This window comes from Shewanella sairae (assembly GCF_023283535.1).
Lineage (GTDB): Bacteria > Pseudomonadota > Gammaproteobacteria > Enterobacterales > Shewanellaceae > Shewanella > Shewanella sairae.
The window spans coordinates 82931-107355 of the sequence record NZ_JAKILT010000006.1 but is presented as its reverse complement, the minus strand read 5'-3'; the positions used below and the strand labels follow the sequence as shown (position 1 = coordinate 107355).

15 protein-coding genes, 1 pseudogene and 1 riboswitch are annotated in these 24425 nt (G+C 44.6%); of the genes and pseudogenes, 10 read left to right on the top strand and 6 right to left on the bottom strand.

What is annotated here, in order from left to right; genetic code table 11:
* Nucleotides 1–203: 203 nt before the first annotated feature.
* Entirely contained in the window at nucleotides 204–1481 is a 1278-nt protein-coding gene (gene pepB / locus L2748_RS04020; RefSeq protein WP_220781681.1) for an aminopeptidase PepB, read from the top strand.
* A 539-nt stretch (nucleotides 1482–2020) separates the two neighbouring features.
* Complete coding sequence (locus L2748_RS04015) at nucleotides 2021–2971, top strand: winged helix-turn-helix domain-containing protein (RefSeq protein ID WP_220781682.1); 951 nt, start codon at nucleotides 2021–2023, stop codon at nucleotides 2969–2971.
* Between the two features lie 221 nt (nucleotides 2972–3192).
* Here L2748_RS04015 and L2748_RS04010 read toward each other — a convergent pair whose 3' ends face one another.
* Both L2748_RS04010 and thpR read right to left on the bottom strand, forming a co-directional pair.
* Complete coding sequence (locus L2748_RS04010; protein WP_220781683.1) at nucleotides 3193–3504, bottom strand: hypothetical protein; 312 nt, start codon at nucleotides 3502–3504, stop codon at nucleotides 3193–3195.
* Between the two features lie 65 nt (nucleotides 3505–3569).
* The gene (thpR, locus tag L2748_RS04005; protein ID WP_220781684.1) at nucleotides 3570–4088 is read right to left on the bottom strand and encodes an RNA 2',3'-cyclic phosphodiesterase; all 519 of its coding nucleotides are present in this window, start codon (nucleotides 4086–4088) and stop codon (nucleotides 3570–3572) included.
* A 205-nt stretch (nucleotides 4089–4293) separates the two neighbouring features.
* Here thpR and hrpB point away from each other — a divergent pair.
* Both hrpB and mrcB read left to right on the top strand, forming a co-directional pair.
* Nucleotides 4294–6816, top strand: a pseudogene (gene hrpB, locus L2748_RS04000) (ATP-dependent helicase HrpB).
* Nucleotides 6817–6840: 24 nt separating this feature from the next.
* A complete protein-coding gene (gene mrcB / locus L2748_RS03995; RefSeq protein ID WP_220781685.1) occupies nucleotides 6841–9204 on the top strand; it encodes a penicillin-binding protein 1B in 2364 nt (787 codons plus the stop codon).
* Nucleotides 9205–9308: 104 nt separating this feature from the next.
* On the opposite strand, the gene L2748_RS03990 is transcribed toward mrcB, so the two are convergent.
* Complete coding sequence (locus L2748_RS03990) at nucleotides 9309–11882, bottom strand: family 20 glycosylhydrolase (protein WP_220781686.1); 2574 nt, start codon at nucleotides 11880–11882, stop codon at nucleotides 9309–9311.
* A gap of 615 nt (nucleotides 11883–12497) precedes the next feature.
* On the opposite strand from L2748_RS03990, the gene L2748_RS03985 reads away from it, so the two are divergent.
* Nucleotides 12498–13202: a glutathione S-transferase family protein gene (locus L2748_RS03985; RefSeq protein WP_220781687.1), complete on the top strand. Its 705-nt coding sequence runs from the start codon at nucleotides 12498–12500 to the stop codon at nucleotides 13200–13202.
* A 71-nt stretch (nucleotides 13203–13273) separates the two neighbouring features.
* On the opposite strand, the gene L2748_RS03980 is transcribed toward L2748_RS03985, so the two are convergent.
* From L2748_RS03980 to L2748_RS03970, 3 genes are all read right to left on the bottom strand, one after another.
* Entirely contained in the window at nucleotides 13274–14449 is a 1176-nt protein-coding gene (locus tag L2748_RS03980; RefSeq protein WP_220781691.1) for a sugar transporter, read from the bottom strand.
* A gap of 347 nt (nucleotides 14450–14796) precedes the next feature.
* Complete coding sequence (locus L2748_RS03975) at nucleotides 14797–15210, bottom strand: GNAT family N-acetyltransferase (protein ID WP_220781688.1); 414 nt, start codon at nucleotides 15208–15210, stop codon at nucleotides 14797–14799.
* 71 nt (nucleotides 15211–15281) lie between these two features.
* The gene (locus L2748_RS03970) at nucleotides 15282–16037 is read right to left on the bottom strand and encodes a hypothetical protein (RefSeq protein ID WP_220781689.1); all 756 of its coding nucleotides are present in this window, start codon (nucleotides 16035–16037) and stop codon (nucleotides 15282–15284) included.
* 559 nt (nucleotides 16038–16596) lie between these two features.
* Here L2748_RS03970 and L2748_RS03965 point away from each other — a divergent pair.
* From L2748_RS03965 to L2748_RS03945, 5 genes are all read left to right on the top strand, one after another.
* Nucleotides 16597–18363, top strand: a complete 1767-nt coding sequence (locus L2748_RS03965) for a DUF4856 domain-containing protein (RefSeq protein ID WP_220782429.1) — start codon at nucleotides 16597–16599, stop codon at nucleotides 18361–18363.
* A gap of 102 nt (nucleotides 18364–18465) precedes the next feature.
* Nucleotides 18466–19704 (top strand): imelysin family protein, encoded by a 1239-nt coding sequence (locus L2748_RS03960; RefSeq protein WP_220782431.1) that lies wholly within the window; start codon nucleotides 18466–18468, stop codon nucleotides 19702–19704.
* Nucleotides 19704–21947, top strand: a complete 2244-nt coding sequence (locus L2748_RS03955; RefSeq protein ID WP_220782432.1) for a TonB-dependent receptor family protein — start codon at nucleotides 19704–19706, stop codon at nucleotides 21945–21947. Before L2748_RS03960 ends, L2748_RS03955 begins: the two co-directional genes overlap by 1 nt.
* 113 nt (nucleotides 21948–22060) lie before the next feature.
* On the top strand, nucleotides 22061–23074 hold the full coding sequence (locus L2748_RS03950; protein ID WP_276521522.1) for a sterol desaturase family protein: 1014 nt from the start codon (nucleotides 22061–22063) through the stop codon (nucleotides 23072–23074).
* 115 nt (nucleotides 23075–23189) lie between these two features.
* Nucleotides 23190–23894 (top strand): DUF3581 domain-containing protein, encoded by a 705-nt coding sequence (locus L2748_RS03945; RefSeq protein ID WP_220782434.1) that lies wholly within the window; start codon nucleotides 23190–23192, stop codon nucleotides 23892–23894.
* A gap of 361 nt (nucleotides 23895–24255) precedes the next feature.
* Nucleotides 24256–24401, top strand: a riboswitch (glycine riboswitch).
* The last annotated feature ends 24 nt before the right edge of the window (nucleotides 24402–24425 follow it).

Here is a 24425-nt window from a genome sequence, read left to right as displayed (position 1 = left end):
CACAGCATCAGAATCGCTAAAACTCGCCATTCTGGAGCGTTTTTGGCTGCCTACTTCTGCGTTGATTAGCTTTATAAGGGAACAACCATTATTGCAGCTATTCGCCTTGAATTAGTTTGCCAAAAATCGCTCTGAGTAGATCAAATTCTTATACTGATTGGTATTAAACGTCGACACATCGATTCATATAATAAGGACCTAAAATGACGGATTTGATGAAAGTAACCCTAACCCATGAAGCAGCAGCTGCTCACTGGGGCAAAGCTGATTTAACTTTTCAAACGGACACGGCTTCTATTCACTTACTCGCTGGTGATACCTTGCTGCAGGTGCAACAAGCGGCTCGCAAACTTGAGCTGCAAGGGGTAACACAAGTGGCGCTAACCGGTGAGCTTTGGACTGTTGATTTACAATGGGCATTTGCCCAAGGCTTTGCGACTGCGCAGGCTGCACCTATCATTCACTGGGCTGGTGACGCTGCGGCGCAGTCTTTGTTAACAAGCCGTCTTGAAAGTGCGACATTCGCTCGCCAACTTATCAATGAAACCCCGGAAAACTTATCGCCTGTAGTTTTGGCCACCCAAGCGGCAAAATGGTTAAGTGATATTGGTGGCGATAAGGTAAGTTACCGTATTATTGAAGGTGAAGAGCTGCTTGAGAAAAAGTGGATTGGTATTCATGCAGTTGGTCGTGGTAGTGAACGTCCGCCAGCCTTACTTGAACTAGATTTTAATCCATTAGCCACTGACGCTAACGTATCAGTCGCCCTAGTGGGTAAAGGTATTACCTTTGACTCTGGTGGTTACAGCATTAAAGGCTCTGAAGGTATGCTTGGCATGAAGTGTGATATGGGCGGCGCTGCAACCGTCACCGCAGCACTCGGGCTGGCTATCAAATCAGGTCTTAATAAGCGGGTAAAACTATTTTTATGTTGCGCTGAGAACTTGATTAGCGGCCATGCTTACAAGCTTGGCGATATCTTAAAATACAAGAATGGCGTGACAGTTGAAGTGGTTAACACTGATGCTGAAGGGCGTTTAGTGTTGGCCGATGGTTTGCAAGCTGCATCTGAAACCGGCGCGCCATTAATTATTGATGCAGCGACCTTAACTGGCGCAGCAGTGATGGCGGTTGGCACTAACTACAATGCTATCTTCTCGCCAAAAGCTGAAGTGTTGGCGTTAGCCCAGCAAAAAGCCTTGGCGGTTGGTGAGCGTGTATGGCCTCTGCCACTTGACCCTTGGCATAAAGATAACTGCCCGAGCCCTTATGCAGACACGGCCAACAGTCGTCCGATGAAAGGTGGTGGAGCTGGTGGTGCATCAAATGCGGCAGGTTTCTTATGGCGTTTTGTTGCCCCTGAAGCTAACTGGTTACACATTGATTTAGCTTCTGCATTTTCCGATAGCGGCGATCACTTATGGTCACCTGGGGCTACCACACATGGCGTGTTAACGATTGCAGGTTTGTTAGAAGACTAATTGATAGCCTATTTACCCACATAAAGCCTCGATAATTCGAGGCTTTTTAGTTAAATACCAATCAGTATAAACATTTAGTCACTCAGCGAGAGTTTAGCGGTTTTGAGGCAAGGTCATTAAGTGCTCCTGCTTTAATGACATTCGCTGCATCCATGCTGCTCGCAACGAGCGAAGAGCATAGTTGAACTAGGTTCAAGTTCCCTCTTTGTTTGTTAAGAGTCACAGCATCAGAATCGCTAAAACTCGCCAGTCTGGAACGTTTTTGGCTGCCTACTTCTGCGTTGAATACCTTTATAAGGGAATAACCATTATTACAGCTATTCGCCTTGAATTAGTTTGCCAAAAATCGTTCTGAGCTGATCAAATTCTTATACTGATTGGTATAAGAGTGACAATTATCTTAGTGATTGGTGTGAGTTCAGCGCTTAGTTTGATTAAGTTTGTTATTCAAGCAAGGGGCATTTATTTTTGCTATAAAATACTTTATGTTTCAATATTGTTAATGGTAAACCTAAAGTCGCAATGTAAGGTTATTGAATATGAACCTAAGTTTTAGTGAATTCTGCATCGATAGTGAAGCACTAGAACTTTGCGTTGTGGATAAACGTGTTGCTTTAGACGAAAGACATATCAGCTTGTTATCGCTACTCGCTGAACATTATCCAGAGCATTGCAGTAAGCAAGATTGCTTAGCTGAGGTTTGGCAAGATACCGTCGTGTCTGATATGTCGCTATCAAAGCTGGTTTCCGATACGCGTAAACTTTTTGCTAAAGCAGGTTATCAAGGCCCACTCATCCAAACCGTGCATGGCCGAGGCTACCGTTTAGAGCATGTGCTCGGCAAGCAACTGCAGGCAGCTGAACAAGCAAGATTAGAGCAGGTAATCCCGTTAGCTCAAAATCAAACTCACCAGCCTATAGAGTCAGTTGCGCCACTAAAACAAAGTGACCCTGACAAAGCGCCGCAAATGGTACAAATAAGTCAATCTTCTTGGTGGGAGATCTTTGCTAAGGTACTTATTGCATTGGTGCTAGTGTTGGGCTTGATGTTTCAGCTTTGGCAAGGTGGCAGTTTAAATGTTGTGCATGATCATCGGCTTACATACAGCGAACCGAGTGACGCTATTGGGCGGATTTTATGGATTGATGATCATCCAGAAAACAATCTTGTTGAAAAAGCCTATTTCGAACAAAAAAAGATTGGTGTTTATAACACAGTGACCTCTGAAGAGGCGTTGATGTTGTTGACTATGTACCAATATCAAGTTGTCATTTCCGATATGGGACGCCACGGCGATCCACTCGCAGGGCTTAAACTGCTGCAATCGATACGTGAAAACGGCCATAAAACACCATTTTACCTGTACACCTATGTTGAGTCTGAGGGAGTGAATAGCGCTATTACTGAAGCGGGTGGCCAAGCTGTGGTGGTTGATTCAGATTCTTTGTATCGTTTGGTATTAAGTCATTTTTCTACAAAGCAAACCTAAATTTGTCGCTAAACTTCGGGAAATTCAAAACTTTTCAAATTATTTCAAGCTTTATCAATGGGGATTGTTAAGCGGGTGTGCTATCAATATTGCTATTGTTCATCATGCAGCTTTGCGCTTACAAACAAAAGCAAATATTTGCGACTCGTGCCAATTTGGTATCTTCTTCGATTAGCCACCTAGAGAGAGGTGGCATTTTTTTAGCTGCTTTTTAGCGAATTCTAATCGCAAAACCCATCTTGAATGAATAGATGCTTAGTTTGGTTGAAATTGCTTTCGCTGCAATTAACAAAGTCGATAGCATACTGAGCATTTTCAAGTCTGAACTTGGCAATTTTAGCAATTTCATACTCGTTCATAACGATATTCATTGCTTCTTGAGTCCATTCCGCTTCACCTGTGCCAATTTTTACTTCTGGCGGATCGTAGTGAGTGACCATCCAGTTTTGCAAGGCTTCGCCGTCTATCTCACCTAGCTTCCATGATGTCAGCAGTGCAATAAGTTGGGCTTTAGTTATTTCGGTGGTTTCCATGATTATCTCATTAGCAGGAACTTAATGATGCATAGGTTAGCTCAGATTCGGCTAGTCATAAACTATTAAGCTAAGTTCCAGCTATGAAGTGTTGGATATTCAACCCCATTAGCCCCCGGATACGACTCAAATAGGTGCAGTTGAGTCGGTCTAATCGTCATAGGGGAGTAAGCAATATCTGTTAGGTTAGTTTTGGCTTTACGGCACAAGGTGACATGTGGGTTATAGCTATGCTCACTGCAATGCAATGATAGTTCTGCAGCTATAGATTGTGCAGCCATGGCAAATTGACGTAAGTGGCTATCAGCATCACCGTTTAAACAGAGAATTTTAGGCTTTTGCCAATGGACAAGGCTATTCAGGGTCACGCTAAACTGAGGTTTATGTAGCGCATTAACCTTGTCGATTAAGTGCTGGATCTGTAAATCAGTTGCGGCACCTAAAAAGGCTAGTGTCATGTGTAGATTTGCCTTAGGGACAGGGCGCAGGCTTTCTGGCAGCTGTTTTTGGATTAACACAATAGCAGCTGACTGCAGCTCGTTTAACGAGAAGCCTAAAAAGATGCGTTTAGAATCAATGTTCATGGTTATTCACTTAACTCTGCTTAGTCATACCAAATGAGTTTTAATCTCGGCGTTTAGATTTCAATGGTCGAAATTTATTAGCTGGCTCAATTGCTCCCAGCACAAGACTGTTTAGTCTAGCATAGCTTTTAGAGTACACTAGCGAGATTCAGCCCGTGGATTCATGCGTATTATCTCTGTTTTCAGCGCATCGACATCGTTTATTATGGTAGACAAACCACTCGTGACCTCATTACCCATACATGCCTTACTCACACCGCTTCGAGATGCATTCAAGTCTCAGAGCCAAGTGATTTTAGAAGCGCCTACTGGCGCAGGTAAATCAACCGCATTGCCTTTAGACATGCTTGATTGGGCAGAGATCGAAGGCAAAATTTTGATGTTAGAGCCGCGTAGAGTGGCTGCTCGTAATGTGGCGCAATTTATTGCTAAGCAACGTGGTTGTGAGCTTGGCACTGAAGTGGGTTACCGAGTCAAAGGCGACTCTCGCGTGTCAGCCAATACGCGTTTAGAGATAGTCACCGAAGGTATTTTAACGCGCATGATCCAACAAGACCCTGAGTTGACTGGTATTGATATGGTGATTTTCGATGAAATCCATGAACGCCATCTGACTACTGATTTAGGTTTAGCATTAGCGTTAGAGATCCAAGCCAGCTTTCGAGAAGACTTAAAGATTTTGGCCATGTCTGCCACATTATCTGGGCTGGCGCTAACAGATTTAATGCCTGAAGCGGCGTTGCTAAATAGCCAAGGTCGCAGCTTTCCGGTAGAGCATTATTATAATGCTGTGCCTAGCCAAGGCCGCTGGCTCGAACATATGGCTAAAGTGATCATTAATAGTTTAACTGAATATGTTGAAGGGTCATTATTGGCATTTTTGCCCGGGCAGGGTGAGATAAATAAGTTGCAGCAAATCTTAACGGCGCGCTTAGATCCAAAAGTTTTTGTTATCTGCCCGTTATTTGGCAGCTTAAGCGCCAAGGCGCAAGATCTGGCTATCGCACCTGCAGCAAAACACCTGCGTAAAGTGGTATTAGCTACTAACGTGGCAGAATCAAGTTTGACCATCGAAGGCATTACCCAAGTTGTCGATTCTGGTTATAAACGTCAAGCGCGTTTTAACCCTAAAACTGGCGTCAGCCGTTTATCTCTAAAACGCATTAGTCAGGCGTCTGCCGCTCAACGTGCAGGCCGCGCCGGTCGTTTAATGGCGGGAGTGTGCACCCGGCTATGGAGCCAAGAAGAACATGGCCGCTTAACTCAAGCTGATGAACCAGAGATTGTGCATTCAGATCTCTTATCCATGGTACTCGATGGCGCTTTTTGGGGGGTAAAATCATTAACCGAGCTGCCATTACTCACGGCGCCTTCTGCAGCAAACGAGACAGTTAGTTGGCAGTTACTGTGCACCATGGGCATGGTCACTGATGTGAGAGTCATTACGCCACACGGGCGCGCCGCACATAAGTTAGGTTGTAGTCCCAGACTTGCACATATGCTGCTGAGGGCAAAGCAGCACGCGGAGCAACATAATGATATTCACTTTGCGCTGTTAGCCACAATTTTAGCCGGCACGTTGGAGGCGCGCAGCCGCAGTCGCCTTGGCACTGATATTAGCCGCTATCTAAATGAGTCACTGCAAGGTGAGCCACAAAAGCAGATCCGCAATTGGATTAACAGTTTGAGCTTGTCGGCTTTAGGTAAAGTCGATTTACAGCGAGTTGCAGCTCAAGCGAGTCAAGATGACATTGCGACTTTACTGGCATTTGCTTATCCAGACCGAATTGCCAAAGCCCGAGGAGTGAGTGGCTATCAACTGGCTAATGGCAGTGGTGTCGAACTTGCCAATGAAGACGTGTTAGCTGGCTCAGCTTGGTTAGTGGTCGCTGACTTTCAAGAAACAGAAGGCCGTAGCCAAGGCAAAGTGTATCTTGCTACGCCGCTTAACCCTGAATTATTTGACAATGAATTAGCCGAGTTAGTGGTTAGCCATGAATATGCCGGCTGGGATGAAGCAAAGGGACGATTTTTTGCAGAAAAACAGCAAAAAATCGGTGAGATCTTGCTAACTAAGTCAGCGATTTCCAAGGTCGACAAACGGCTTATCAAGTTAGCGCTCATGGAGCAAATTAGGCTCAAAGGACTGGCATTAATGAACTTTAATGATGCCTGCTTACAGTTATAGCGCCGTGTTGCCTTAGTTATGCAGTACTGCCCAGAGCACAACTGGCCTGCGCTGGACGATGACAGTCTATTAAATGATCTTGATAACTGGCTTGCACCTTATCTAGATGAGGTGCGCAGTCTTGCACAATTGCAGCAATTAGATTGTTATACTCTGTTGCTTAATTTGCTGCCTTGGGATTTACAGCAACAGTTAGACAGTTTGCTTCCTAAGAAATGGCCGATGGCAACTGGTACGAGTGTAAAAATAGATTATGACGCCACAGGGCGCGCGCTATTAAGCGTAAGGTTACAAGAAGCGTTAGGCATGCAACAAAGCCCTGTACTTGCCCAAGGTAAGTTAGTGGTGACTATGGAGTTATTGTCTCCTGCCCATAGACCACTTGCGTTAACAGCCGATCTCGCCAGTTTTTGGCAAGGGCCGTATGAGCACGTAAAAAAAGAGATGAAGGGACGCTACCCTAGGCATTTATGGCCTGATGACCCTGCTAATACCCAACCGACCAAATTTACTAAAAAGAAGACGCTTAGTTCGCAATAAGTGCGGGCACGTTACGGAAGTATAATGACAGATAAAGCAACACCTAAGAGCGCAGCTAAAAAAGCACCTACGAGAAATAAGCCTGCAGCGAAAAAGCCTAGAGCCAGTAAAAAAGCGGCCGCCAAAAAGCCTAATTCTGGTTGGGGGCGTAAGCTTTGGTCTATTTGTTGGAAGCTGGCCTTAGTATTAGCCGTCATCATCGCTTCTTACGGTATCTATTTAGACCAAATTATTGCTCGCAAGTTTGAAGGGCAAAAATGGCATCTTCCTGCGCAGGTATTTAGTCGTTCAATGGCGCTTTATCCTGGAGCCGCGGTAAGCCATGAACAGTTAATGGCGGAGTTAAAACTCTTGGGTTACCGCAAAGTCGCCAATCCGCGTCAGGTTGGTGAGTTTTCTGCTTCGAAAACCAAAATTGATCTCTGGCGTAGACCATTTTTACATCCTCAAGGGGATCAAGCTGAGCAGAGAGTGATGATCACCTTTGACAGTAACGGTGTGGTGTCGGTTGCGCGTAATAGCGACAAACGTCAGTTAGCCGTATTCCATCTAGAGCCTGTATTGCTCGACCGTATTATTACTGGAGATGGTGAAGATAGGTTGTTTGTATCAACGGATAGCTTGCCTAAACATATCGTCAACGCACTGATATTGGTTGAAGATCGCAGCTTTTATGAACATCACGGCGTTAATCCGTTTGCGATTTTACGTGCCGCCTTAGTCAACATTAGCGCAGGGCGCACGGTGCAAGGAGGCTCGACGTTAACTCAGCAACTAGCTAAGAACTTCTTTTTATCAAGTGAACGTTCTCTTACCCGTAAGATCCGTGAAGCTCTAATGGCGATCATTATCGATTTCCGTTATGAAAAAGATGAGATTTTAGAAGCATACCTAAATGAAGTGTATATGGGCCAAGATAAAGCCCGTGGTGTACATGGTATGGGGCTAGCCTCACAGTTTTATTTTGGACGTCCGATCGCCGAATTAACCGTGCCGCAGCAGGCATTTTTAGTGGCTGTCATTAAAGGGCCCTCTTATTACAATCCGTGGCGCTATCCTGAGCGTGCACAAGAGCGTCGTGATTTAGTATTGCGCTTATTAATGGAAGCCGGAGAGCTGAATAACGCGCAGTATCAGGCGGCTGCAGAGTCACCATTAGGGTTACGTAAAGCGAATAAGTCTGTACACCAAAAATTGCCAGCGTTCTTCTCTGTGGTTAAGCATGAGCTAGCCAATCGCTATGGCGATTCTTTACTGCAAGAGTCAGGTATTAAGGTATACACCACACTCGATCCTATGGCGCAAGAAGCGGCAGAAAAAGCGGTCGAACAAACTCTTAAGCAGCTGGGTAAAAATGATGAATCCTTGCAAGTGGGTATGGTGTTAACCGATAAATACTCTGCAGGTATTGCCGCTATGGTGGGTGATAAAGTTCCTAGCTATAAAGGCTTTAACCGTGCAGTAGAGATCCGCCGTCCAATAGGTTCTTTGATTAAGCCTTTTGTATACGCGACGGCGCTGAACCAAGCGGGTAAATATAACTTAGCATCGCCACTTAAAGATGAGCCGATAACCCTTAAAAATGGCCAAGGTAAAACCTGGTCGCCGCAAAACGTCGATAAAAAGTTCAGTGGCCAAGTGCCATTGCTAACGGCATTTAAGAAGTCGATGAACGTACCTACGGTAAACTTAGGTATGGCGATTGGTGTTAGTGATGTGGCGACGACGCTCGATAAAGCAGGTTGGCGCGAGAAAATCCCTGAGTACCCATCTATGCTATTAGGGGCGGTTAACGGCTCGCCATTGATGGTGGCGCAGGTATTTCAAACCGTTGCTGATGACGGTCGATACCGTCATTTAAATTCGGTAACAACCGTATTGAATGCGCAAAACCAGCCGCTTGCAGCGTCAAGACCTCAGCCATCACAAGCGGTTCCTGCCGCGAGTAACTTCTTGGTGAAGTACGCCATGACCCAAGTGGTTGAGTCGGGCACGGCTAAGCGTTTAGGCAATGCATTCCCGTATGTCACCCTTGCGGGTAAGACGGGTACCAGTAACGACTCACGAGATTCTTGGTTTGCCGGTTTTGATGAGCGAAATGTTGCTGCTATTTGGGTTGGTCGAGACGATAACGGTAAAACAGGGCTTTATGGTAGTAGTGGCGCGATGGCCGTTTACCAAGCTTTCTTAAATAATCGCGCACCGCTAAGCCTGCGTATGGCACCTGTAGACGGTGTCGTTCAAGGTTATTTTGAGCGTGATACCGGCGTTGCTAAGCAAGCTGATTGTGCTGGCGTAGTGAAAGTACCCGCGCTAAGAGATAGCTATCAGCCAGTTGCGAATTGTGGTGAGCCATTACCTTGGTGGAAGAAGATGATTGGCGGTTAGGAGTTAATACAAGTGTAAAGCTACTAACTTGAAGATATAAAAAAGCAGCCAATCAGTTGGCTGCTTTTTTGTTAGCTCGCTATTTAAAGTAACTGGCTTTTTAGCTATTCAAAATAACCGACGCGGCTAGTGTGTTCGCCAGAGCGAGAACGTACTTGCATGGCTCCTGATTGCTGTACTGGCTCGCGATATTCCTGCCAACTGGTGCCGTTATCTAGGCTGTACTCAATGGTTAAGCCTGGCAATTGACTAATGATGTGCACCTGATTGTCAATGCGCTTAGCGCCAGGAATGGGCAGATAAAAGCTGATCCCCGCTTCTGCAAGTTTTGGATATTCCTTTTGCGCTAACACACTGGCAAACTCAGCCCACTGACGCGCTTTTTGTTGTTGCTCGTTAGCAGGCACGGTATTTTTATGCCATGCGCGCTCAGCTAAAGCGATTATTCGTGGGAACACCATCTCTCCTAGCTGCTCAGGTGTGCGGATCGTTTCGCTCCAGACTTGGCCTTGGATACCGGCAATATTCTCAGGCTTATTAAGTTGTGGTAAAGCGCGACCAACCAGATCTTCTAGGTTAGCAATTGGCTCGCCTGAGCGGGTGAAATCAGCATTGGCGTAGACATCTTCAGGGATAAAATTAAACACCTTTTCGACATCGGTATAGCGCGCTGCCCAGTAGAGTCCACGTTCAGCTGGATCCGGCTCTTGTGGATGGTCAAAGTATAGATGTGTGCCCATTGAAAGAATCGAATGGTAGCCTTCATTGGCGAGTCGGTATGCACGATCTGATACGCCCCATTCCCAGATATTGTCCCACGCGTGTACAAAGACTTTATCGTTGGGAAACTGCTCGATAGGGAACGGCGTTATTCTGTCGTACATAATGCCATCTTCCCATGCGGAAATATTCAGTCCACGTGCTGCTAAGACTTCTGCTGCGCGGCGGGTGAAATAGGCTTTTAGATCTGCCGGGCCTTTTACTCCACTGCCAGCAGTTTGGTAAAGCTCATTACAAATTGGCGAAGCAGTCCAAGAGCCGACCCCCACTTCATCGCCACCTATATGCACATTATCAAGCTTTAAGCCTGCCTCGCGGTACATTTGTTGGAGCTCATAAGCGACTTTATCAACAAAGTTATAGGTTGAATCCATACACACATTGATGGAGTTGTCGGTAAAGTATTGCATCGTTGAGTACACAGACTTATCGAGAGGATCTGATAGCAAATAAGCGTTAGCCGCAGCTTCATCGCCAGACTTTAGTAATTTATCGTGTCTAAGCTCCATCGCTTTAATTGCAGCGCGAGCATGGCCCGGCATATCAATCTCTGGGATCACTTCAATATGACGCTCTTTGGCGTATTTTAGAATATCGACAAACTCTTGTTTGCTATAAAAACCATTGGTTTGTGACGTTTTAAAAGGTCCAGAACCGCGTGTTGGCAACATACATTCTGTTTCTGATAAATCAAAACAGCGTTGGCTACCTAAGTCCGTTAGTTCTGGTAGTCCTTCAATCTCTATTCGCCAAGACTCATCTTCGGTTAAGTGCAGGTGTAGCTTGTTGAGCTTATAGTGCGCCATTTGGTCGATAAGTTTTTTAGTGATCTCTACGCCATGAAAGTTACGGCTCATATCGTACATAAAGCCACGCCATGCATATTGCGGCGCGTCATTGGCGCTTAGGCGAGGCAGTTCTATTTGGCTTTGGCTGCCGCTTGGTGTCAAGCTCAATAAACTTTGGATGGCGTAAAATACGCCAGCATTATCTGCGCCGACAATTTCAATGTGGTTTTTGTCAATTTCTAAGCTGTAGCTTTCTGCTGTCCAATCTTCATCGCCGTCATAAATCGACAATGAAATCAGTTTTTTATTTTGGGCTGGTAAGTTGTTTGGTGTGACCTTTAGCGAGCCATTTAACTTGCTATCTAAGGTATCTCCCAGCAAGTTTGCTTCTGACTTAAGACTTCCTTGATAGGAGATCTGCCAGTCTGCAGTTAACTGTGTGCTTGAACTGCGATACTTAACCTGGTTTGGTGTGGGGATGATAACTCGTTTGGCCGCTTCTTCAGTTAGTGCAAACTCTTGAGTTGGACTGTAACGATCATAACGCCATGCGCTGGTGGGCTTTTGCCAGTGATCTTTAGGGCTGCTATAACGCTGGTATTGCTCAGGTTTATCCAGTGGCTTGATATATTGGCTGCTATCTTCGGTATCGGTTGAGCTAAAAACCGCAGGAGTAAGTGAGTTTTGGGTGATAAAGCTTCTAGGCATAAAGTCACTATAAGAAGATGCCCAGCTCTCGCCTTCAAACGCTATGGTAAGTTTTTCACCCGCTTTTAGGCCTTTGAAGTTTGCTGTTGGCGTGATTTTATAAAGGTCGCCTTGGACAAATTGAAAAGCTAAACCTTGAGACTCTTTGGTTAGAATCGGGCGAATAACATTGGTATAGATCACCCAGTCGGCAGTCCCCGAAGGTAAATCAACATTAGACTGGTTAATTAGCTCGATATTGGCAAGATGCGACTTATCACCATTGTGGTAGTTATCGACGACTTGCCATGACCAGCTCGTTTTATCTGCGAACTCGTTTAGCTCCGCTTGGCTAAAATCTGCCGATGCGTTTAGGCTCGATAGTGCAACCGTTAAAGGTAGCAATCCTTTTAAAATATTCACTTCCACTCCTAAATTCAGAAATTGACTATTGGCTAATGGGTTTTACTGCTAGCTGTTTTGATGTAATCGATTTCGCTAGCGTTTGTTTATTAGCCCGCTAATAGAGTCAGCTCTTGTAAGTGGTAAGCCTACTAATATGATTGCTCATTTTATTGAGCCTTCATATGAATAGGCTGCTCCTTGCTTCACCGATGGTTACCGCTATCTATTGAGCGGAGTTAACATTGATTATCCATTGATGTGAATGGGGTTAATCTAAATGCCGGTGACGCGCTTATTAAAAGCTTCCGTCTTTTAACACAAATGTAATATTGGCTAGATATACGTCAAAGTGACAGCGCTGTCAATTTGTTGTTAATGCAGTGTAAGTAGTTATGCTTAAACTGAAATTAATTCTAAAATTGTGGTTTTTTGTAGCGTCAAAATTGATGATTAATCGAGGCGGAGAGGCTTTAAATATTATGCTGGCATGTTCTAGACTTGCCAATCTGATGGCGGTAGTGATGGCGTTGAAATCGGCTTTAGAATAGGTTTTTCAATTTTCTTTCGTCTTTTTAGAAAGCGGCTCGTCTTAAGGGGGTAATCAATAACAGATGACTCATTCGGAGAGCCTAGATGATCAAACTAATTAGCTTTAAAAACTGCCCTTTTGTACAACGTGTTATGGGGGCGCTAATAATGAAAAATATCCCATTTGAAATCGAATACATTGAACTCAGCAATAAACCACAGTGGTTTTTAGATATTGCACCCAATGGTCAAGTACCAGTGTTAATAACTGAAGATAAAACAGTACTGTTTGAGTCTGACGCCATTGTTGAGTACTTAGATGATAAATATGCCCCGATTGAACAGCTTTCTGCTGAGCAAAAAGCCTTAGAGCGCGCGTGGTCATATCAAGCAAGTAAACACTACATGCCACAATGCGGCACCATGGGCAGTAAAGACCAACAGACATTTGAAACTCGACTAGCCAACTTGGCCAAAGCCTTTGCTAAAGCTGAAAACAAGCTAGGGGGAAGCGCTTTCTTTAAGGGAGATTATATCTCTAATGTGGATATTGCTTGGCTGCCATTGTTGCATCGCGCAGCGGTGATCCATAGCTGCTCAGGTTTTGATATGTTGGCTGGTTTCCCTAAGGTGCAAAAATGGCAAGCTGCACTGATTGAATCAGGCCTTACAGATAAAACGGTACCAACTGATTTTGTGCAGACCTTCAGCAATTTTTACCTAAAGAATACTTATTTAGCCAGCTTAATGGACGGTACTGAAGCCGTGGCATCATCAAATGGTTACGCATCAAGTTCGTGCTGCGGCTAAAGGTTTTATCAAAAAGGCGATGCTCTTATGAGTATCGCCTTTATTGTTTTTCGGGTTTAGAGACTTGTTTATTAGTGTGCTTTTACAAGCTCGGCACGTCGTGCTTTAAGTAAGCAAAGCAACGGTAAAATAGCGATAACGATAAGTAGCGCTGCCCAGTTACCGTTTTGAATTACGCCATATTTTGCTGCGACAATACTGCCAAGCAGTGCGCCGCTGCCTATGCCCACATTAAATAAACCGGAGTAAATTGCCATGGCAACATCGGTTGCATCTGGCGCTAGCTTTAGACCTTTAGATTGCAGCGATAAACACATCAGCATCATGCCTGTGCCCCACAAGATGCACAGCGGTAGCAGCAACCAAAGATGACTTGCGATAAAGGGCAAAATCGCCATGCAACTGCCCATAATCGCGATAGCTAGCATTAAAAGTTGTTGCGCGTATTTACCTTGATAGCGGCTAAAGAGTGCGCTACCTATCAATCCTGCAGCACCAAATACTAATAAAATGATGGTGGTAATATTGGCGGTATAACCGAAATATTCTTGCAATAGTGGCTCTAAATAGGTGTACACGCTGTAATGCGCAGTCACTAAAACCATGGTTAATACGTACAGCCAGAGTAAGGCTTTATTACGGGCCAATGCAGGCAAGCTACGCCAACTGCCACCATGAGTAGCAGGTAAGTTCGGTAATCCACGCCACAGCAATAACATCATAATCAGTGTAAGCACTGCGATTAAGCCAAAAATACTACGCCAGCCAACTAATTGGCCTATGACTCGACCTAAGGGAATACCTAACACCAAAGCCAGTACACAGCCTGTGGCAAAGATGCTTAACGCTTTTGCTCCCTGACCTTCAGGTGCTAGGCGTACCACTAGGGCAGGGGCTATCGCCCAGAAAAGTGCATGGGTAAGGGCAATCCCAACACGGCCAGATAGCAAGATGTCGTAGCTAGGTGCCCACACACAGATGCCATGGCTAATAATAAATACTGACATTAAGCCTAGCAGCAGTTTTTTACGTTCAAAACGGGCAAATAGCAGCACAGCAGGTAAGGACGCCAGTGCAACAACTGCGGCATAAACGGTAAGCATTGGCCCAACGGCCACAGCGCTCATATTAAAGCTCTGCCCAAGCGCAGCTAAAATGCCCACAGGTACAAACTCTGTAGAAACAAAAACAAAGGCGGTAAGTGCTAATAACCATACCGGAGCCCAAGTGACAAGGCGCTGTTTCATTGCATCGAACATCCAAAATTGAAAGGGCGGCAAGTCTACGCCTAAATCAGATTTTTGGCGAGACAGGAAGTTGTGGTTGTAAAATGAAATGTTTAATTTGTGAGCAGAGTAGTGGTTTGACTTAACGGATATAGTTTTGATTGTTTAGAACTTAGAACTTAGAACGCTTCGCGGCTAGAGCGGACTTCGTCCTGCTATACAGTTAAAGGAGTGTATGGTGTTTCTAATGTAGGTTGGGCTTTAGCCCATCAGCCTTACGATTTATGTGCTAGCGTTGACGGCATAAATGCCAACCTACATTAAAAGAAGGGCTAGAACTTAGAACCTAGAATCTTCTTTGGAAACTTTTAATACTTTTTCAATAAAAAATAACGCGTAGGACTTTTGTTGGTCGCTGGCACAGTTCCAATAATCTCAAAACCGAGTTTTTGATAAAACAGCGGTGCTTGAAAAGACAAGGTATCGACTTGCGCCATGATGCAGCCGCGCTTTTTAGCTTCCGCTTCGGCGCGAAGCATTAGCTCCCGACCAAGACCTGAGCCTCTTTGCTGCTGTTCAACCCACAAAACATTAATCAAAAAGTTGTCATAGATGGTGCATCCGGCTACACCAGCGATTAACTTTCCGCTTGCGTCATGGGCGATCACAGAAAGTGGCTGAGAGGTTTCTGCTCCCATATGCTCAACATTGAACTGACGCACCCCAGCAATTAGGGCATTAACGTTTGCAGTGTTGTTATCATCCGTGACGGTTATTTTCATCTAAAGCTTCCAATCGCAAGTATCCAGTACCTAGCCTCTAAGAGTATAAAAGTCTTCTATTGCAGCCCTATTTAGAACCAACTTTGCTCAATCGCGGTTGCAAGCGTAATCGAATAGTGAGACAAAATTGCACTGTGACCTGTGGTAAATACCTCAAATGATGCATCGATAGGTAAAGTGCTAGAGCCGCTAGTCACATTAACGATTAACTCTGGGAAGAATATTGTACTGGCACCATTCACTAAGTCTTGTGACTCGGTTAAAGAGTAATCGGCATTACTGATAGATGCTGTTGAAGTTGTAGATAGTTTTGAGTCTGACACTCGAGTAGTCATCGAGTTATTAGTCAGATTAGCTATTACTTCATTTTGATTGTTGATTAAGGTCGCTACAGCAAAATTAGATGGTTCTTCCCAAGTGTACTGGTAACCATCATTGAACTCAAAGTCACGGCTGTTTTCAAACACTAAGCTGGCTGTTGCACTATCTGCTGGTAGATTAAGGATGACTCTGGTTGCTGCGGTGCTTTTGGCGTAATCATTTTTATTAATCACATTATTGTAAGCGTACTCTACTCTTACTTCCTGCTGGTTGGTCTCATCATTGAGTTTGCTGATACATTTAACACTGATCTGCTCAGTTGCCGTGCACAATTGGGTAATAATGGGGTCAGATAAACCTAATTGCTGTGCCGCACTTCTGAAATTGTCATCAACAATCACTTCATCATTATCGTCGTCGGGATGCAATATATTATCAATATATTCACAGCCACTGATATTAAGGCATAACAAGCTGACAGTTATTATTTTGAATTTAGTATTCATACATCAACGACTCTGTGGCTAATAAAGCAAATGTTGACGTCAATTTAGCATTGTTTTTACTGGCGGTAATAGCAATTTTTTATACAGCTCGCTTTAAGTTAATGTAAATTTTTGACCGATACACTTGACACATTTTTAGCCGTAAATAATAGAATCCACGTGTCGTTTAAAAATATCAGTAAATTGGCATTCTATTAGTTTTTTTTAGTATATAAATCAATATCTGAAGTGGATTTACAGATTATTTACGTTATTTAATCCCCAGCAGGTAAGTGTCCCTTCTCCTAACAAACAGCCTTGTTAATTGGTGAATATTCAATGGCAAGCGTGCCTGATTCAATTATTGCTAATTCAGCAGCCGATAAAGCTAGATAAATATGGCTCATTTTGTTGATGGCCTGTTTTCGCCTTTACATTTAAATGAGTGGCATCTACGAGATGCAGAGTAATTATTGTGTAAATGGGATGTATTATTATTTGTATTCGTGTAGCATAAATGTAAATCACAATTGTTCACATTTATAGTCGCTAAGCATTTAGCAATATTTAAGGTACTTGTATGCAACTGAAAAAATCGATTTTGGCAACGACAATAGCACTTTCAATGGGTCTGTTGACGGCTTGTGGCGGTTCAGACTCTGATAGCTCACCGGCTCCGACTCCAGATCCTGCTCCAGTTAATAATACGCCAACAGATATCGTGCTATCTGATACCACCGTTGATGAAAACACGGCTAGCGCAGTCGTTGGTACATTATCAGCTGTTGATGCCGATAGCGGCGATACGCATACATTTACTGTAACCGGTGACCAGTTTGTTGTTGTCGGCAATACACTGCAGCTTGCAGATGGTGTGGTACTCGATGCCGATAGTGGTGATGCATTAGAAATCGAGGTAGACCTCACCGTAACTGACAATAATGAATCAAGCTTCACTAAAGCCGTCACTATTACCGTTAACGATGTAATGGACCGTTACGCATTTGATAGCAAGTTGCTTGATGGTGAGTCTAGCGTGTCTTATACCGGCCAGAATGGTCGTCACATTTTGATTGCTGAGCTAAATAACTACATTAAAAATCAGTTAGACGATGACATCGACGCAAACAAGTTTGCTGATAAAGCGGCAGTACTTGCGCAGCTTAACTACTTCTACAATCCAGATGAAGAAACTGAGTACGACGATATCGCCATTACCTTTATCGACAACTCTAAAGATGGTTTGCTGTCAGATATCACTGGTTATAAGAGCTTACTCGGCAAAGTTGCAGGTAACGATACTGGCGGTCAGCATAAAGATTGGAACAATGGTGCATTTGCGGGTTGGGGCGCAACGGGCTCAACAACGCCAACAGACTTACTTGCAGATTTGTTTGATCGCTTAGCTGACAATGCCGTTGAAAAGATTAATGGTAATGTTCGTAAAGACGTACTAGGTAACGATATCACTAAGGTTTACGTTGATGAGAACGGCGTAGACTTGGTGCAGATGATTCAAAAGTTCTTGTTGATGTCGATTACTTATTCTCAAGCGGCTGACGATTACTTCGGTGTTGATACAGATGGTAAAGGCTTAACTACCGATAACACAGGGCCTGCGAAAGGTGATGCCAGCAAGCCATACACCAACCTTGAGCATCAATTCGATGAAGGTTTTGGCTACTTTGGTGCCGCAGTTAACTACCTTGAATATAGCGATGTAGAGATTGCAGGTAAAGTTAAAGACGGCAATGGTCGTAGTGACTGGAATGGTTCACACGATACCAATGGCGACGGCAAAATTGACCTGCGTAGTGAGTATAACTTTGGTCAGTCAGTTAACGCCGCTAAGCGTGACTTAGGCACTGCGGATAATGCAGCAGCGACAGATTATACAACGCAAGCAATGACTGCTTTCATTGCGGGTCGTAAGCTAATTAACGACAACGTTCCACAAGCGTTAACGGATGCACAATTGGTTGAGCTTCAAGCCCATGCCAAAGACGGTCTTGATGCTTGGGAGCGTGCAATTGTCGCAACGGTTGTGCATTACATTAATGATGTGACGGCCGACCTTGCGCCGCTTGCATCTGGTGGTGATAGCGCTGATTTCGATTATGAAACGCTGGCTAAGCACTATTCTGAAATGAAAGGTTTTGCATTGGGTCTGCAGTTTAGTGAATACCCAGGTATTAGTGATGCAGACTTTGAAATGCTACACGACCTAATGGGCGTTGAGCCAGTACTAACTGGTGATGTTGATGGTTACATCGCTGACCTAGCTAAAGCTCGCGATATTTTGCAAGCGAGCTACGAATTAGATGCCGACAATGTCGCTAACTGGTAATCCACCAGCGTGTAAACAAGCCTGTTAAGGCAAAAAGCTTGGCATCGTAAGGTGCCGAGCTTTTGTTGTTTTTGTACGCTTATTTCGTACTAAGGGAAAATTATGTTAAGCCAACCTCGCTATTCACTGCTAAGTATTGCCCTGATGGCAGCATTGCTTAGCGGTTGTAATGAGAGCACCAGCAGTGACGCAGGTGCCGATTACGGTAACCAAGACAACACCACTTCTGATTTTGATCAAAAGGCACTCATTGCTAATCTTGTCGATGGTGTGATTACGCCGACCTTTGAGCAGTTTGTCAGTGTCAGTAACCAACAGGTTAGCGACATTAGTGCGTACTGCAGCGCGGCGAGCGCTTTTGAACAAGACCCAAGTGATAACACTGCACTCAGCCAAGCAAGCGATACCGCTCAGCAAAGTTGGCGTAATACCATTTCAGTTTGGCAACAAGTTGAAATGATGCAGATCGGTCCGCTGACGTTTGATGACGGTGCACTGCGCAATAAAATTTACTCATGGCCGGTGACCAGTCGCTGCGGCGTCGATCTCGATGTGGTGTCATTTGAAAATAATGATATCAATGGCGTGCCTTACGATATTGCTTCACGTACACCCGCGCGTAAAGGGTTAGTCGCACTTGAATACTTGCTATTTAATCCAAGTCTAGAACATAGCTGTACAGGCAATTCTACCCCAGCTGGATGGGATAATCGCACCGATGATGATCGCCGTGTAGCTCGCTGTGAATTTGCCGCCGAAGCTGCCAAAGATATTAACCACAACGCCCAACAATTACTTATTCAGTGGAGCGGTGATGATGGCTATGGCGCAAGTTTAAAGCAGGCTGGCGAAGCGGGTAGTAGCTTTGCAACCGTGCATGAGGCAGTAAATAAGCTCTCTGACGCGCTGTTTTATATCGACAGTGTGACTAAAGATGGCAAGTTAGCGGCGCCACTTGGATTATTCGCCAATAGTTGTGGCACCAGTGTGTGCCCTGAAGATGTTGAATCACCGCTTGCTAACCATTCAATAGAAAATATCACCAGTAATCTTGAAGCGCTTGATGCTTTGTTCTCAGGCAATGACGGCTTAGGTTTTGATGACTATTTGATTGATGAAAACGATGCCGATACAGCAACTGCATTGCGCGACCGCATTGCTACAGCGCTTGCTAATAGCCGCAGCTATCAAACCAGTTTAGCCGACACACTGTCAAGTGATGAGGCCAAAGTGACTGCGACGCACAGTGATGTAAAAGCGGTCACCGATAAGCTCAAAAATGAATTTATTAACTCGCTTGCACTAGAGCTGCCACAGACTTCAGCTGGAGATAACGACTAATGAATAATCTAGCAATAAGCAAAAAACTGAGTCTTGTGATCGCCATTCAATTAGCCCTCGTTAGTCAAGTTTCGGCGGCTGATAATGAAGCTAAAGCTGCGGTAAAGTCTGATCAAGAGAGGGTCAATGATAGCTATATCGAGAAGATGCAGATCATTGGTCACGATGCGCGTTTAAGTAAGCAAACGGGCTCAGCGACCTTGATTGATGAACTTGAGCTTGAGCAGTTTAAATTCGACGATATTAACCGTGTGCTATATAGCGTACCTGGGGTCAATATTCGTGAAGAAGATGGTTATGGTCTGCGCCCTAATATCGGTTTTCGCGGTGCAACCCCTGAGCGCAGTAAAAAGATTAATATCATGGAGGATGGCGTATTAATTGGCCCGGCGCCTTATTCGGCGGCATCGGCTTATTACTTTCCAATGACCTCTAAAATGACCGCAATTGAGGTCTTTAAAGGTCCGGCAGCGATTAAGTACGGTCCGAATACTGTTGCAGGCTCACTCAATATGGTGACCCGCGCAGTACCGCAAAGCAGTGAAGGCCTAGTTGATGTATCGGGCGGCAGTGACGGTTTTGCAAAGGCGCATGCTTATTACGGCGATACCATCGACAATTTTGGTTTCTTGATTGAAGGTGTGCATATGCGCGCCGACGGTTTTAAAGAACTCGACGGCGGCGGTGATACCGGTTTTGAGAAAAACGATATCATGGCTAAGCTGCGTTATGACTTAGCGGGTGATGCGTTTGACCAAGTGTTTGAGCTAAAGCTTGCCTATGCAGATGAGAACTCCAATGAAACTTATCTTGGCCTCACTGATACAGATTTTGCCGCGGATCCAAATCGTCGTTATGTCGCCAGTCAGCTTGATAATATGGACTGGACACACTCGCAGGTGCAGTTTAACCACTTCATCACAGGTGATAACTTTGATGTGACCACCCGTGTTTATCGTAACGACTTTGAGCGTGCTTGGTACAAGATCAATGGCTTTAAAGGTGGCTTAGTTAATCGCAGCTTACAAGAGATCTTGGCGGATCCTGATAAAGATGAAGTTAATAGCCGTTTCTACAATATTCTGACCGGTAACCAAGACTCGGTCGCTGAGTATGAAAAGTTGGTACTAGGCAATAACGACCGGACTTACTACTCGCAAGGGATCCAGTCTGACTTGAACTTGCAGCTCGAACTACTTGGCATGCAGCATCAATTTGCAACCGGTGTACGTTTTCACCAAGATCAAATTGAGCGTAACCACACTACTGATAACTATCTAATGAGTCAGGCTAAGTTGGTCAGTGACGGTAGCGGCACTCAAGCCTCAACCACAGATCGTGAAAAGACCGATGCTTGGTCTGTTTACTTGCAAGACACTATTAGCATTAGCGCGTTAGATATCACCGCCGGTGTACGCGGAGAGTATATTGACGCTCACTATCAAAACCGCGCGCCAGGCAGCGAGCAAGACTACCTCAATAAAACCACTCGTATATGGCTACCAAGCTTTAGTGCGTTTTACACCTTATCGGATAATGCCGGTTTGTTGTTTGGCGTGCATGAAGGCTTTTTGCCAACCAGCCCTAAGCAAGATCCAAGCATCGATGTTGAAAGCAGTATTAACTACGAGTTAGGTGGTCGTTATAACGATGGTAACTTTAACTTAGAACTTATTGGTTTCTTCAACGATATTAGTAATCTGAAAGAGGGTTGCCAGTTCTCAAGTTGTGGTAGCGACGACGATACTGAGTTCAATGGTGGTGAAGTTGATGTATTAGGCCTTGAGCTAACCTCAGGCTATAGCATCACCTTAACTGATGATATCGATCTGCCTATGTCACTGTCATACACCTACACAGAGTCTGAATTTAAAACCAGCTTTGAGTCAGGTTTTGATATGTGGGGCAAGGTTACCGCGGGTGATGAACTGCCATATTTGCCTGAGAACCAACTTGCTGTAAATGTTGGCTTAGTCAGCGACCAGTGGGACGTGAACATGATAGTGCGTTACATTGGCGAGATGAAAGAGGCTGCAGGCGAGGGCGTGGTGCTTTCAGGTAGCACCACAGAAGCGTTAACTGTGGTTGATATGTCAGCAAGCTATAACTTTAACCAATACGGTTTAGTCTATGTTAAAGCTGATAATTTACTTGATACCCAAGAGATTGTCAGTCGCCGCCCTTATGGCGCAAGACCGAGCAAGCCACAGCAATTTCAAATCGGTTATCAATACCGTTTTTAAGCCGTGGGCGGTGGCTGAATAAGCCACCGCTAATTTGCTATTAGATCTTGTTATTGAAGCTTGCTGCTCAAGTTTGTTACTCAAGTTTGCTACTGTAAGATTGTTAGTCGTTATTGGAGTATTGTATCGACACGATTATTGCGTTTTTTAATACCAATTTAGGCGATCTGCTTAACTACCCGTTTGATAGCAGTAAACGTATTTTCATCGGTTACCTGTTAGGCTCGGTGTTACTCGCACTGCCTGTGTATTTTGCCAGCCGAAAAGTGGCGCAAGCTGCTCCTGCATCAGTATCCGGCTTTGTGTCTTTTTTACTGCCCAAGCAGGTATTTTTAGCGCCTTCTGCAAAACTCGACTATCAATTATTAGTCCTTAATAAGTTAATTAAAGCGGCGCTGTTTGCGCCGTTAATGCTAACAATGGTGCCCGTGGCGCTGAGCGTATCATCCGCATTAGAGTCACTATTCGGTGGCGCACTAATGCTTGATGCTTCGCCGTGGTTGGTGATGAGTTTGTTCACTATACTGCTGTTCATTCTTGATGATTTTAGTCGCTTTTTACTGCATTACATTCTGCATAAAGTACCTTGGTTGTGGCAGTTCCATAAAGTGCATCATTCAGCCACAGTGCTTACACCTTTTACTATTTACCGCACCCACCCAGTAGAAAGCTACCTTTATGGCTGCCGTATGGCGTTGTCGCAAGGCCTTGCTGTAGGTATAGGTTATGCCCTATTTGGCCCAACACTGAAAATGTATGACGTGCTCGGCGCTAACGTATTTGTGTTTGCTTTCAATGTACTTGGCGCTAATTTGCGTCACAGTCATATTTGGCTAAGTTGGGGCGATAAGCTAGAGAAGTGGTTTATTAGTCCGGCGCAGCACCAAGTTCACCATAGCGCTGCCATCGAACATCGCGACACCAACTTAGGTTCAGCGTTAGCCATATGGGATCGCGCTCTTGGCTGTTTGATTATGGCGAGTAGCGTCAGCAAACTGACCTTAGGGGTTGGCAAGTTTACTGGCCACAATAGCTTATGGGGTATTTACAGTGACCCATTTGTGCAGATCTATCGCCGCATTCAGCAACGTTTACTGCAATTATGGCGCAAGGTCAGTCCATCTTAACTTTGCTTTAAGACCCTTGCTGCCACTGAGCGTCAGCTCATCGGGTGAGTCAAAATCCAATCTTGGTATACACTGACCCACTATTTTTAATGACTAATTAAATATTTGAGTAAATATGTTTTTAAGTACTTATTTTAAAAAAGAAAATCAATCAGTCACTATCACTCCGGCTCAGGCGAGTGATTTTGCTAAAAGCATTGCTCAAGACTTCAATCCCATTCACGATGTAGGTGCTAAGCGTTTTTGTGTACCCGGGGATCTGTTGTTTGCCTTAGTCCTTAACCAGTATGGCTTAAGCCAGAAAATGACGTTTAACTTCGCTGGCATGGTTGGCGATGGTGTGCAGTTACAACTTCCAGATGATGTCGCTGAAGATTTTGCTATTCGTGATAATAAAGATAAATGCTATCTAGAAGTGCACCGTAGCGGCGATGTTCGTTACTGTGAAACGCAAATCGAGTCGTTTATCCGTAAGTACGTGGCGTTTTCTGGGCTTAACTTTATGCACATTTTAGTGCCTATGATGAAGCAGCATCAGATGATGATTAACCCAGCTCGCCCGTTAGTGATCTACGAGAGCATGTCATTTGATTTAACCACGCTGGACTTTACTGAAGTCAGTTTAAAGCTGGTTGAACAAGACCTACAGATTGAAGGCAAGCGCGGCGATGTGACCCTCACCTTTGAGCTACTAAGCGGCGACACGGTTGTGGGAACCGGGGTTAAAACCCTAGTGATGAGCGGCTTACGTCCTTACGAACAAGAGTCTGCCCAGCAGATGTGCGAAACCTATGAAGGTCGTAGAATCGCATTTAGTTAATCAGTAAGTTTTATTGCTTTAGAAAAGTCGTTTGAGCGTCTGCTTAAGCGGCTTTTTTGTTTTACTGCCTACACTCGCTCGAAATAAACTCAAATTGATTCAAAACTGTGCAACTGATTTTATGGAACTCTTATTTACTTAAAAAATGTGACTTCCACCACTTGAGCCAAAGTGTGAGATCGCGCATGCTACTCGTCCCTATCACTTACTAATCCTAATGGTTAGCCAAGGATTGGGGATCCGTTCGGATGAAGGTAGCAGGAGAGTGGGGAGTAACCCCACACCGACGAGGCAACTTTGTAAGGCTTTAAGCCAAACAAAGCACTCTTTCAGGTGCCACTTAGTGGTGAGGACTGTTACTGGACGAGCCTCTGGAGAGACTGTGAGCAATTAAGTGTTCGTTTGCTTAATCGTCACACAGCGCCGAAGGCGAAAGTGTAAACTCAGCTATTAAACCCAGCTATGAGATTACGCGAAACGCTCAGGCAAAAGGACAGAGGAGAGGATGACTGTGTTAGTTATTTATCGTAA